This is a genomic window from Lacipirellulaceae bacterium (assembly GCA_040218535.1).
Taxonomy (GTDB): Bacteria; Planctomycetota; Planctomycetia; order Pirellulales; family Lacipirellulaceae; genus Adhaeretor.
Map to the genome: position 1 here is coordinate 488,900 of JAVJRG010000012.1, position 13,463 is coordinate 502,362.

The following is a 13,463-nucleotide window of genomic DNA, read 5'->3' on the forward strand; positions in this document are numbered from 1 at the left end:
GAATCAGAATAAACGCGCCTGCCTGACGTCTTTTTCTGGCCTCACGAACTGGCTTGTGTCGAGCGGTGGCAGTCTCTTGTAGCCTAATTGCTCACGAAAAACGCCAAAGAGTTCGCCCACTTGTTTGGCTCGTTCGCCGGTGCCCGTCATGCGTTGGCCTTGCTTGCTGTCATACATTTTGCCGCCACGGGTTTCGCGGATGAAGCTCTCGACCTTCTCGGCATGGGTGGGACGAACGCGCTTGATCCACTCAAGGAAGACCGGTTCGACGGTCAATGGCAAGCGGAGCAGTATGTAGTTTGCCTCGGTCGCCCCCGCGTCACGAGCGGCTTTGAGAATTGCCGGGATTTCGTGATCGTTTAGCCCGGGAATCACCGGGGCGACCATTACCCGCACCGGCACACCACTGCTGGAGAGCTTTTCAATCGCGTCGAGCCTGGCTAGCGGTGTACTAGTACGAGGTTCCATGTCGCGGGCTAAGGGGGGGTCGAGGGTCGTTAGCGAAATGCCCACGTTGGCTAAGCTACGGGCGGCTTGTTTGGCGAGCAGATCTAAATCGCGGAGGACGAGCTTGTTCTTCGTGACGATGCTGATGGGCTGATGACACTCACGGGCGACCTCTAAGCAGGCTCGTGTGAGTCGTAGCTTCCGCTCGACCGGCTGGTAGCAATCGGTCACGCCAGAGAAGGCGATCTGCTCGCACTGATAACTTTTCTTCGCAAGAAACTCGCGAAACAATTTAGCCGCATGGTGCTTCACAAAGATCCGTGTTTCAAAATCACGCCCCGCGTTCAAACCCAAGTACTCATGCGAGTTGCGGGCGTAACAATAAGGGCAAGCGTGGACGCAACCACGATAGGGATTCAAGCTCCAACGAAACGGAATGTCCGGTGACTGGTTCTCCGAAACTATCGACTGAGCCGTATCCTCCAGATACACGACCTCGCGGTCGAGCGTCGCTTCTTCAACCAGCTGCTCGGGTGAAAGCTGTTCCCAATCGGCGACGGTGGAAACCGACTCAAAACGGTTCGGCGGATCGAGATGCGAGCCGTGACGCATTCTGGTCTAACCACGGAGGCACGGAGGACACGGAGAGTGAAATGGGGCGCGGATGAACACTGATTTTACGGATTTTTGCGGATTCAAAAATGTAGGGTTTATGCACCACTAAGATGTTTTCGTTGCCAAAAACACCTCCGTGTCTCCGTGGTTCAAAAAGAATCAGTGCGAATCTTGCCGCAGTCGCGGGTCGGTTGCTTCCTGTAAGCCTTCGCCGATGAGGTTGTAGGCGAGCACCGTCAGGAAGATTGCCGTGCCAGGGAAGACGATCAACCACCAGGTTTGCTGGATGGTGGTTCTTCCGCTCTTGAGAAGCGTCCCCCAACTGGGGTTCGGGGGCGAGGCGCCAAAGCCGAGATAGCTCAAACCGCTTTCGATAAGGATTGCCGCGGCAATGCCGAACGTGATCGGCACCAGGACGGGGGCAAGCGCGTTCCGTAAGACGTGACGGAACATAATCCGCGGACGGCTCGCTCCCAGCGCCCGCGCGGCCGTGATGAACTCCATTTCCTTGAGCTTGAGGAACTCACCACGCGTGAGCCGGGCGATACCCGTCCAACTCGTCACTCCGACGATTGCCATCAGGTGCCAGTTGGTCACGTTGTCGAGCATCGCCACCATCGCCAGGATCAGCACGAGCGAAGGGATGCACATCACGACTTCGATAAAGCGGCTGAGCAGCATATCGACCCACCCGCCCAAGTAGCCGGCTAGTGCCCCGACTGCAATGCCAATCGCGGCAGCAATGCCCATCGAGACAAAGCCGACACTCAACGCGATCTGCGTCCCATGGACCATTTGAGCGAAGACGTCAAAGCCCTGCTGGTTCGTACCAAACCAATTCAGTGAACTCGGTTTACCGTTCGTCCCAGAGGGATTCCCCGGATGCTTCGTACCGTCTTCGTACACCCATTCGCCTTTGCGAATGCGACGGTAAGGATCTTGGTAGACCAAAGGCCAAACAGCCCAACTCTCGGGGTCTTTCTTCTCGAGGCTTGATTGGTATCGATTGCGGAACCGATCCTTACGAAAGATCGGATTCTCCCAGCCACTGTTGAAGTAGCCCATCATTGGGAAGTAGAGCTGCCCCTTGTACTTGCAAACGATTGGCTTCGTTCCGACGATCATCGGGGAGAACAGCGCAACCAAAGCGAGAAAGCCAACGAAGCAGAGCGAGATCATCGCCAGCTTTCGCCGCTTGAATCGCTGCCACGCCTCGCCCCAGAAACCACGCGAAACGACCGATGTGTCGAGATTGCTTTCTTCGACATCCGTGGACGTTTCGGTGGGTAGTTCGTTCTGCATGAGATTCAGACCATTTAGCCGCGAGCTTGCTCGGCGCTAGCGATTCAGTGATACGTTACCCGAGGATCTACCACGGCATACAAAACGTCAGCCAACAACTGCCCAGCGAGCGTCAGCACGGAAAACATCAGCGTCAGTCCCATGATCGTGGGATAATCGCGCTGGCCGATGGCCTCAAAAAAAAGGCTTCCCATCCCCGGCCAGGCAAAAATCTGCTCGAGAATCACCGCACCGCTAAGGATACTCGGCAGGGTAAGTCCCATGAGCGTTACCAGTGGAATCAATGTGTTACGAAAAGCGTGATGCCAAATAATCCGCCCCGGGGTGACACCCTTCGCCTTCGCCGTGCGGACGAAGTCTTGCCGAATCACTTCCTGCATGTTGGCGCGAATAAACCGTGAATAGTAGGCGAGTGACCCGTAAGTGAAACAAATGATCGGCATCAGCGAGTGCTTCAGCAGGTCCCACGCTTTGCCGAGGGTTGTGAATGATTCGTAATCATCGGATTGCAAACCAAACAAAGGCAACCAGTCGAGTTTTACATAGAACAACAACTGCAAATATAACGCCGCCACGAAACCCGGAAGCGAGTACAACATGTACAGCACCGTACTGACAGTTCTCTCCGCAAAAGTATCCGCCTTGGCAGAGGACCAGAGTCCCAAGGGAATTGAGAGTAGGTAAGTGAGCGCTAACGAAGTAACCGAGAGCAGCAATGTCGGCGGCGCTCGTTCGGCAATCAGCTCCGAGACCGGACGGCGATTTTGAGGGATCGAGACGCCCAAATCTCCCTGCACCAGATTCTTCAGCCAGATCGTAAAGTAGGCTTCGATTGGTGGGAGGTGTAAGCCAAACTGTTTTTCGAGCGCTTCCTGAGCTTCAGCCGACCGTTGCCGGCTAGGATCTAAGTTGGCGGGGTCCGCGGTCAGCGGCGAACCCGGCATCGCGCGGATCAGCAGATAGATCAGCATCGTGATCAAAAACAGCGTGAGCAGCCCAAGCCCGAGGCGACGAATCAAATAGTTGGTCATGTCGTTGTTGCAATCCCTGCGCTGATGCCTCTAACCTCGACCATTGATTCGAACCCGACTTTCCCTAGAGCGCTTTCGCAGGAACATAGATGCTATCGATTCCCGGCGAGTAATCGTAGGGTCCACGCGGGCTGAAGTTGTACCCTCGCAGCTTCTTGTTGAACGCGTAGAACGAGTTGCGATAGAACAACCAAGTGTAGGGCTGATCGTCCCAGAGCAACTTCTGAATCTCCCCGTAGTGAGCCATCCGTTTGTCGCGATCCAGCTCGCGCTTGGCATCTTCGAAATGCTTGTCGACTTCGGGATTCGAGTACCCAGGATAGTTACGGTTCTCGCCAGTTTTCCAGATGTTAGAAGACGTATCAGGATCCGCGCCGGTCCCCCAGCCGTTCATTGAGGCGTCGTACTCACGTTTCATCAGCTTATCGGTCATCACAGCAAACTCGGTTGGTTTCACGTGGGCGATGATGCCGATCTGATCGAGACATTCCTTCATCAGCGTTGCCGTCTGAATGCCCGTGTCGCTTTGGTAAGTCATCAGAGTGAACTCAAACGGCACCAGCTTGTCGCCAAACTTCTTATCGCGAATGCCATCGCCGTCGCTGTCGTCCCAGCCCGCCTCGTCGAGCAAGTCCTCAGCCTTGTCGAGGTCTTGCGTAATCATTTCGATGCCCTGCCTGGGAAACATCGGCGAGGTGGGATGGTAGGTCCCCTGCCCGTGTTGGTAGAGCCCGCGGCAGATCGTGTTCAGTAGTTCGTCGTAATCCACGGCATAAGACATTGCCCAGCGAACGCGACGATCTTCGAAGTAGCGTGTCTCCATGTTCCAGCAGAAGTTGAAGGCTGACCAATCGAGAGCCGTGACTTTCGTGTTCTGTTTGTAAAAATCGTTTCCGTTGGTCTGACTTTCCCACTGCTCAGGACGCAGCTCCATCGAATGAATATCACCGGCTTTCTGCGCTAGCAACGCCGTGTTGATATCCGTGATGATCTTCACACGGATTTGCTTAATGTACGGCTTCTTACGCACTTGTTTACCGTTGTGCATGTAGAAACTTTCGCGTCGCTCAACGACAAACTCTTGCCCGCGTTTCCTACTCTTTAGCGTATACGCACCAGCAACGACGGGGTTTTTCTCCAACTTGCGATGGTAGCTGCTCTTTTTCATCGAAGGGTCTTCGGCAAGGCTCTTCTCATAGATGTGCTTCGGGATGACGGGGAAATTCATGTTCCCGGTGTTCGTGGCGAGCGCTTCGTTGTGGAAGTAAACCAAGGTCTGGTCATCGTAGGCGACAATCGCTTTGATCTCCTCCGTCCCTTGCCGGACCGCGGGGATGATCAACTCGGGATGATCCGACATGATCACTTTGAAAGAAAACGCTACGTCGTGGGCCGTCAGCGGTTTGCCGTCGGACCAGGTAAGGTCGTCTCGCAAGACAACCTTGTCCATCATGCCGTCTTTACTGGTCTGCCAAGAAACGAAGTGGCTCGTCGGCAGATACCATTCAAACCGTCGGTTGAACCCCGGGAAGCTGAGGCCTGTGAAGCCGGCATACTCAAACTCGCTGACCGTCTGCACGAACAACGGATTGGTTGTGCCGATGTCGCCGATCACTTGCCGTACAAAGGTCTGATCGTAGTCCACCCCGGAGCCATCCGGAGGAGCAAGCTGCCCCAAGGCGGAAAGTATCTTGTCGTTGGCCGCTTTGGACTTGGGGAAATCGTTCTTTAGTTTGAGGGCCTCGGCCACAGAAACCCTTGGCCCACCTTCTTCGGCTAGTTCCTCACGCAGCGCTTCCTCCGCATCGTAGACGGGGCGATCTTGCCAGTCGGCTATCTTGTCGACTTCTTCCAGACTGGGTGGATCGAACGGATTGAGGGCATTACCCAGCTCGAAAGGTTCATCGGAGTCAGGAATATCGCTATCGGCCGTCTCCTCACTGTCTTGCTCACTTGCTTCCGAGTCCTCTGGGGCCTCGCTTTGCTCTTGCTTCGAATCCTCAGCTTGTTTCGTCTCGGGGTCTGATTTCGATGAGCAACCGGCAAGGGTTGCTAGCATGAAAAACGCGAGCACCAGAGAAGAAAACAGCGAGGAAATGCGAACGGACAGGGCAAAACGGTCAGTCAAAGACATATCGACTTCACAGACGGGTGAGAGTGGCGAAGCAAAACAACTTGGCGGCTTTAGGCAGCCACCACAACGAAGCGCTTAACGTAGTGCAATTGTTCGCTGCGGGTCAATGACAGACTAGAGGATAGAAAACATGAGATTTCTGAATGAAGGCAGCCGCGAGCTAACAGCTCGCCGGAAGTTTGCTCGAATGCTCAGCCTCAGGAACTGAGTCCATGCGATAGCTGGGGTTCGTCATCTGGGTTAGGAGCTCTTATCCAGGGCACCGATGAGCTGTTAGCTCGCGGCTATTCACACGTTGCTAGCACTGCAACTTCTGTTGCCGATTTGCTGCCAACGCTGTTATGCTCGCGATCCACTTCTACCCTACCCAAATTCCCGCACGGATAGCGAGATTGCCATGCAGGCGGTTCGGCCCCTCCCCTCTCGATTTCTTACCGCACTGATTCTTTTGAGTGCCATCGTATCGCCAGTTATCTCTCAGGAGCAGGCGATAACGACCAAGGCGATTCAGGAAAAACGTGCCGCGGAGCAAAAACAGGAACAGATCGGCTTCGACGCGGAGTGGATCTGGACCCCTTCGCAGAAAAAGAACGAAGCCCCGCAAGGCGATTGCTACTTTCGCAAGACCTTCACCGTCGGGGCGCTCGAAGTCGCGGAGATGCAAATCGCCGCAGACAACGCCTACGAACTGTTCGTCAACGGCGAGCCGGTCGGCAAAGGGACCGACTGGCGAAAGATGGAGGTCCACGACATCAAACCCTTCATGGGCGGCGGCAATACGCATACCGTCGCGGTGCGCGTCTCCAACACCGATGGTAGCGCTGCCGGCTTAGTTGCTCGAGTATTGATCAAAGAAAAAGCGGGTACCTATAAAAGCTTCTCCACGGACAACACTTGGAAAACGAGCGTCCGCCGCTTTCAAGGTTGGCGATTAGGAGCGTTCAACGATGCCGATTGGCTCAACGCCGCAAGCTTCGGACCATTGGGGGCGACCCTGCCTTGGGGTGACGAGGTGGTGATCGCAGGGCAAGGCGCCCGTTTCACGATCGCTTCCGAGTTCGTCGTCGAACGGCTGATGCGCGACGAAGAGGTCGGCTCGCTGATCGCCATGACCTTTGACTCGCGAGGCAATTTGTACGCTTCGCAAGAAGGGGGTCATCTGCTCAAGCTGACCGACGCTGACCGCGACGGCATCCACGACACCGTTACTACCTTCTGTGACAAGCTGATGAACACCCAGGGCATTGTTGCTCTAGGAAGTCGCGTGTTCGCCGTGGGTAGCGGGCCCGAAGGCCCCGCACTCTACCGCCTGCGCGATGCGGACCGCGACGGCACGGCAGACGAAGTCACCAAGTTGGTCGGCTTCAAAGGTTCACGTGGTGAACACGGTGCCCACGCGGTACGACTCGGCCCTGATGGTTTGCTCTACGTGGTGATCGGCGACCACGCCCGCGTCGATGCGACGCCCGTGGGCCGCAGTGCGTATCACAGTTGGTACGAGGGCGATCTTGTACGCCCCCGCTATGAAGACCCACAGGGTCACGCGGTAGGAATCCCTGCCCCCGGCGGAACGGTCCTCCGCACCGACGCCAATGGCAGCTTCGTGGAACTGGTCGCCGGTGGGCTGCGTAACTCCTATGACTTTGCCTTCAACGCCGAAGGGGAACTCTTCACTTACGATGCCGACATGGAATGGGACCGCGGTGCCCCTTGGTACCGCCCGACACGAATCAACCACGTCACCGCCGGTGCCGAAATGGGCTGGCGGAGCGGTTGGGCAAAGTGGCCCAAATACTACCTCGATAGTTTGCCCCCCGCCGTGGAACTCGGCGCAGGCTCACCTACTGGCGTGGAGTTTTATGAGCACACCGCGTTCCCGGAAAAATACCGCGGCGCAATGTTCGGCTGCGATTGGGCGACAGGCAAGATTTACGCGGTAACGTTCCAGCGCGATGGTGCCAGCTACCAAGGCAAGCAGGAGGTCTTCCTGGAAGGCCGCCCGCTTAACGCCACCGATATTGCCGTGGGGCCTGAGGGAGCACTGTACTTCTGCACGGGAGGTCGCGGTACGGATGGCGGGGTTTATCGAGTCCGCTGGGATGCGGAAATTGCTACCGACCAGGACTTGGGAACAGGCATTGAGCGCGCGATTCGCCAGCCGCAGTTCGACGCCGATTGGGCACGGGGGCGGATTGCCGGGGTGAAACGCAAACTCGGAGCGTCCTGGGGCGAGCAGCTCAACGCCATCGTGGCGAATCCGAATCGCTCGAATCGCGACCGCATTCGTGCTGTCGATCTGCTGCTCACTTTCGGCCCACGACCTAGCGACGCTTTGATTGTGCAAATGGCCGACGACCGCGAACCGGAGATCCGCGCGAAAGCCGCACGGCTGATGTACGCCAGCGACGCCAAACTTGTACGCAGGCGGCTAGAAGAACTACTCGAAGACCGCGATCCGCTGGTGCGACGTTTAGCTTGCGAATCGCTCATGCGACGCGGCAAACTTCCGGCTGCGGAGTTGGTTCTGCCGTTGCTTTCCGATGATGACCGGTTCGTCGCCTTCGCCGCTAGGCGTTTGTTGGAGAAGCTGCCCGTTGAAACTTGGGCTCGCGACGTGCTGACGGCACGAGACACGGGCCAGTTCCTGAACGGCTCCGTCGCCCTGCTCACGCTTGAGCGTCGAGAGGCCACCGCCAAGGCAGTCCTCGCTCGCTGCGAAGACTTACTCGCCCGAGGAGAGCCTTCACTCGACCTGCTGCGTGTCATTCAGCTCGCTTTGATCCATGGCGAGATCGACCGCAAGGACGTCCCCTCGCTGACGGACGTGATCGCTTCGATTTATCCGACGCGGGAAGCAATGATCGACCGCGAGCTTGTTCGTTTACTCGTTCATTTGCAATCGCCTGTCGCCGCTCAGAAATTCTCTGCGGAACTCGCACGCGACGATTTGCCCATCCTTGAGAAAACACAAATCGCCGCGTATGCCGCTCGACTGCACACCGGCTGGAATCGCGACGCGAAACTCGCGCTGCTGAAATTCTATGAGCAAGCCCGAAGCCTCGAAGGGGGCTACAGTGTGAGCGCCTACGTCGAACAGTTTGCTCGCGACTTCTTCACGCAGTTGTCGCTGGCCGAACGTCAGCATCTGCTGGCCAGTGGCGAAAAGTGGCCCGCCTCTTCGCTTTCCGTGTTGGCTAAGCTACCCAAAGAACCCGGAGCAGAAGTCCTGGAAGTCATTCGCGACCTGGACACACGTGTGGCCCCGCTCTGCAAGACAAACGACGCCCAACGTCGGTTGCGGGTGGGAATAATCGCTGTGCTTGGCCAAACGACAGACTCGGCTTCGCACGAACACTTGCAGCAGATCTACATGACCGAGCCGAACTACCGCGAAGCGGTCGCCATGAGCCTCACGCAGAACCCCGGGGGCGAAAACTGGTCGTTCCTGGTCGACTCGTTGAAAGTCGTCGAAGGAGCACCCGCCGAGGAAGTCCTCGACGCCCTCGCCACGGTTCGCCAGCGTCCCAGCGAAGCGAAGCACTATCGATACCTGATTCTCGCAGGGCTTCGTGGCGAAACTTCGGTGGCGAAAAAGGCGTGCGAATTACTTGAGTTCTGGAGTGGTGAGTCTTCAATCGCTGCGAGCGCGAGTCTCGAAAACCAATTGGCCGGCTGGCAGGCTTGGTACGCTGCCCAGTTCCCGGACGCGCAGGCCGCACAGCTCCCCGTGGATGAAGGTCGCGACAAGTGGAGCTACGACGAACTGCTCACCTTCCTCGAGAGCGGCAGCGGCAAGAACGGCGATCAGCGACTCGGGCACGAGATCTTCAACAAAGCTCAGTGTGCCGCCTGCCATCGCGTCGGCGCGCGGGGTGAATCGATGGGGCCTGACCTAACGACGGTGTCCCGCCGTTTCCTCACCAAGGAAATCTTGGAATCGATCGTCTACCCCTCGCACGTGATCTCCGACCAATACGCCAGCAAGCTGGTCGTGGTGAACGGCAAAACGCATGTGGGAATTGTCGCCTCCCAAGGCCGCGCCGGCGTGAAGATGCTCACCCAAAGCGGCAAGGTGCTGGAGTTCTCCCACGCCGACATCGACGAAATCGAAGCGAGCGATCAAAGCGCCATGCCCACGGGGTTGCTCAACAAGCTGACGCTTGAGGAAGTGGCGGACTTGTTTGCGTATTTGAGGGCAGGCGGAGAGACAGGCTCCACAGGTGTCGCTCGTCGCCGGGCAACGACCGAGCGCTAACGTTTCGCCGCAGTGCATGCACCGCGCTGTCTCCGTAACTAATTCTCTCAAGGAATCGCACAAATTTCACGAATCTCGGTTGCATGATCGTGCAGATTGAGCTGAACTCGATTCGTGCGATTCATGAAATTCGTTGACAAAATATGCTGAGGAGCATCAACCTCCCTGCCCATTGCTAACCCCATTCCCAGCCGCCACCGGCACCTCGCGCCCCGCCAACCGCTCGAATGCCTTCGGCACCGTTCGCAAGTGCAAGTCCGTCTGCGGGAAGGCGATCTCCAGCCCTGCCTCACGGTACTTCTTATCGATGGCCGTATTGAGCTCGTGGATTGTATCAAGCCGCTTCTCCAGGTCCGGCAAGTAGCAGCGCAGGACCAAAATGAGAGCGCTGTCGCCGAAGCGGTCGAACACGACGATCGGCGCCGGGTCGTCAAGGACGAGCGGGTGCTCTAAGGCTGCCTCCTTTAGCAACTGACAGGCCAATTCCGTGTCGCTGCCGTAGGCGACGCCTACTTCGACGACAATCCGATTGGTGTGATCCGAAAGGGTCCAGTTCAAGAGCCGTTCGGTGATGAGATCCTTGTTGGGGACGACATACTCCTTGCGGTCCCAATCGACGATTGTCGTTGACCGCATGCGGATACGATTCACCACGCCGGTGCGGTCACCCAGGGTGATGATGTCGCCGACGCGGATCGGTCGTTCGAACAGCAGAATGATCCCCGAAATGAAATTGGCGAAAATCTCCTGCAGGCCGAAACCCAAGCCAACGCCCATCGCAGCGACCAACCACTGGATACTGTCCCAGTGGAAGCCGAGTGCCCCAAACGCCACGAAGACACCAATCGCAAGCATCACGTAACGGCAAATCGCCATGAATGCGTATCGGCTGCCGCCATCCATCGGCAAGTGTTGCAACACGGCAAAGTCCAGTAGGGCCGGCAAGTCGCGGACGGCACCCCAGGTGACGGCGATAATCAACCCGAAGCCGAGCAACTGCCCCCAGGTAGTTCCCCCCTCAGCAAACAGAATGGGCTTCTCGGTGATGAAGGCCACCGCAGAGAGCATCTCCTCCCAGATGAACCAAGCTGCAATAACCCCTAGGGCTAGCACGACGGTCTGCACGAGCTTGTTGGTCTGCGCGCCGAGTGCTTTCAAGTCGACGACTTCTTCGGCCAGTTCCTTCGGCGGGGTCGCATTGGCATCCGCAGCGGCGGCTTGCTGCTCGCGTCGTTTACGGGCCGTCTCCATGGCCAGCTTGCGGCGCGTCGTGAGGATCCACCGCCGGGTGACGCCTCCGATCACTAGCAGCGCGAACACAAGAGCCACACTCTCCAGCAATCGTACCGCCATGTGCTGGGCAGTGTAGTAATAGCCCATCGTCGCCAGTACCGCCAAGAAGACCGGTAGCAGCACCAACACAGGCCCCCACAGCTTATGCAACATCGCCAGCCACGACTTGTCTGACCGTTTCATTGCCAAGAGCAGCGGGCTGCCGCTGGCCAGCAAGACGCGTCGGAGAACAAATGCAAGCAGCAGCATCACGATGATGAACAGCACGCGCCCGAGTGACGAACTCCAGAGCGGCTCGATGCGCTGTCGCTCCAAACCGACCAACCACAATACCAACGGCAAACCCGCCCAAGTGAGCCAACGAAGATTGCGACGGGCCTGGGTCAAACATTCCGCCGGCCACTGAAAGTGCGCATCGGCGAGTCCCCCCGCACGACAGAGTTGCCGGACGAACTCGAGCAGAAACAAACAGACCGCCACAAACCGTAAACCGTGCGATAGCGTGTGCACGAACTCCGATTCGTCGGTTGGCCGGTCCATCCACCAGCCGAGAAACCAGAGCAGAATCGGCCAGGGCAGCGAAGTGACCAGGGTCAGCCACAGCGCACGGAGCGTCAGCCAAAAGTCGGTTGATGTGCTCTTTGACGCCTGCTTGCCGATTTCCGAGAGCAACCGCCGCGAGCGCTGCTGTGCCGCCAGGAGGATTCCCAAGGCGAGGACGAACAATCCGACCTGATAAGAATGTTCGCGAGCCGTCTTCAGCGTCATCCGAGCCGCATCGGCCCAATGCCTCGGGTCAAGGCTCCAGAGGGCCGCGTCCACGGCAGGACGAATGTCAGTTGTGCTCAAAGGAAAACTGCTGCGAATCCACAGCACGCGTTCGGCAATGAAGCCCGCGTAGTTCTCGGTCAACTCAATCAGTTCCGCTTCCTCAACGCTTAACTCGGCGAGCAGGCGCGAGTATTCCTCGTAGTCGGAAATCAGGTCGTCGAGATATTCTCGCTCCATTTTCAGCAGCTCTCCGATTTCCGCCGCCGCTGATTCTCCGACGCGACCGGTTCGCATGTTCTCAGGCAGTTGCTCAACGACCTTTTGGACCTGTTCTTCACGATCGACGCCTGCCAGATCGCTACTTTGGTCGTTCAGTTCGTACTGTCTGAAAACCACATCTGCGGCCACGGCCTGGCGGGCGGACCGCCGGAGCTTGACTTCGTCCAGGTCTGGCAGCATCGCTTGCTGCTTCCGCAGCAACTGGCCCATCCCTTCAGAAAGCCCGGTCCCTTCGGCCCGTTCTTGGCTCCGGGTGAACTCGGTCTTGATCGCCAGTTTCTGATTGGCAATCTCCTGCTTCTGTGCCGTTAGATCGTCGATGTTCTTGAGGACTGTTCTTCGCAGATCGGCGAGTGCGACGTTCCGTTCGGCCAGTTCGGCTATCGGTGGTAGGCGTTTCTTCTTCGCTTCCCGCGCCGCAGCGTTCGCTTGAGCGGTCGCATCCGCTTGACGGCGGGTGGCGATCGCCTCGCGCAGTTTCGTAAGTTGTTTCTCTTGGGCAGCCAGTTTGCGAGCGGTGACGTCTTGTTTCAGTTTCAACGCTTCGCTGCCGGTGCTATAGAGCTGCTGCTGGGCCTGCATCAGTGAGAGCGAAGCTGTCAGTGATTGCCTCCTGGCACGCAGTTTCGTTTCTTCCGCGAGTGCCACAGCATCCGCCGCAGCCGCGCTCGGCGCAGACTCCAACATGTCGTTGAGCTCTTCCAACTCCTCACGCACCTTGGCCATCAACTCAGGCAATTCCGCCAGCCGCGTCGTACGTTCCGCAGGCTCTGACTGTGACTTGGTGTAGTTTTCGGTCGTCTTCTTGACCAACTGCTCTAATTCGAGTGCCTCGCGTTCCAGGGACTCGAGCTCGGCATCCGGCGAGATGTCCGTCTGCTTCGGCAAAGGTTCGCTCAGTTGCTCTCGAAACAACTTGGTATTTTGCGGAAGCTTCTTAAGTTTCTCTTCGAGCTTCGCCCGTTCTTCGCTCTGCTGCTCGGCAAGCGTGAGCGATTCCAAAGCCGCCTGATAAGCCGCGGTCGCCCGGCCCATTTTGGTCTCATCCAGCCCCGCTGATTCTAGGAGCTTGAGCCGCTCAGTCACTTGCTCGACGGTCAGCTCCGCAGTCGATTTGCTCGGAGTGGAAGCTTCCTCTTCAGCCTCGGGCGACTCGACGTTTTCGGCCTTCTCCGTAGCCTCGCCCTTTGATTCCGCTGCGTTCTCGCCACGCAGCGGATTGGCCCCTTGTTGGGCGTGGCTCGACGGCAACGCAGCCGGCACTAGGCCCAGAACAACGAGAGCGATCCAGCAGCGTGAGAATAAAGAGCGTTTTTGAACCATCAGAAATTCCAAT

Annotated in this window: 6 protein-coding genes; 1 reads left to right on the top strand and 5 read right to left on the bottom strand. The window is 57.6% G+C overall.

Annotation, left to right across the window (positions count from 1 at the left end; all coding sequences use genetic code 11):
- Positions 1–3 precede the first annotated feature (3 nt).
- The 4 genes from RIB44_15995 to RIB44_16010 form a co-directional block, all read right to left on the bottom strand.
- The gene (locus RIB44_15995; protein ID MEQ8618077.1) at positions 4–1,059 is read right to left on the bottom strand and encodes a PA0069 family radical SAM protein; all 1,056 of its coding nucleotides are present in this window, start codon (positions 1,057–1,059) and stop codon (positions 4–6) included.
- A gap of 162 nt (positions 1,060–1,221) precedes the next feature.
- Entirely contained in the window at positions 1,222–2,364 is a 1,143-nt protein-coding gene (locus tag RIB44_16000) for an ABC transporter permease (GenBank protein MEQ8618078.1), read from the bottom strand.
- Positions 2,365–2,408: 44 nt separating this feature from the next.
- Positions 2,409–3,395 (bottom strand): ABC transporter permease, encoded by a 987-nt coding sequence (locus RIB44_16005; protein MEQ8618079.1) that lies wholly within the window; start codon positions 3,393–3,395, stop codon positions 2,409–2,411.
- Positions 3,396–3,459: 64 nt separating this feature from the next.
- Positions 3,460–5,529, bottom strand: coding sequence for an ABC transporter substrate-binding protein (locus tag RIB44_16010; GenBank protein ID MEQ8618080.1), 2,070 nt, complete (start codon positions 5,527–5,529; stop codon positions 3,460–3,462).
- A gap of 448 nt (positions 5,530–5,977) precedes the next feature.
- Here RIB44_16010 and RIB44_16015 point away from each other — a divergent pair, with 448 nt between their 5' ends.
- A complete protein-coding gene (locus tag RIB44_16015) occupies positions 5,978–9,784 on the top strand; it encodes a c-type cytochrome (protein MEQ8618081.1) in 3,807 nt (1,268 codons plus the stop codon).
- A 156-nt stretch (positions 9,785–9,940) separates the two neighbouring features.
- On the opposite strand, the gene RIB44_16020 is transcribed toward RIB44_16015, so the two are convergent.
- Positions 9,941–13,450 carry a mechanosensitive ion channel gene (locus tag RIB44_16020; protein MEQ8618082.1) on the bottom strand — a complete coding sequence of 1,170 codons (3,510 nt, stop codon included), beginning with the start codon at positions 13,448–13,450 and terminating at the stop codon, positions 9,941–9,943.
- Positions 13,451–13,463 lie beyond the last annotated feature (13 nt).

Excerpts from the sequence above, each read along its gene's own strand:
- RIB44_16010 (MEQ8618080.1), bottom strand. The coding sequence starts at position 5,529 with ATGTCTTTGACTGACCGTTTTGCCCTGTCCGTTCGCATTTCCTCGCTG.
- RIB44_16005 (MEQ8618079.1), bottom strand. The coding sequence starts at position 3,395 with ATGACCAACTATTTGATTCGTCGCCTCGGGCTTGGGCTGCTCACGCTG.
- RIB44_15995 (MEQ8618077.1), bottom strand. The coding sequence starts at position 1,059 with ATGCGTCACGGCTCGCATCTCGATCCGCCGAACCGTTTTGAGTCGGTT.
- RIB44_16020 (MEQ8618082.1), bottom strand. The coding sequence starts at position 13,450 with ATGGTTCAAAAACGCTCTTTATTCTCACGCTGCTGGATCGCTCTCGTT.
- RIB44_16000 (MEQ8618078.1), bottom strand. The coding sequence starts at position 2,364 with ATGCAGAACGAACTACCCACCGAAACGTCCACGGATGTCGAAGAAAGC.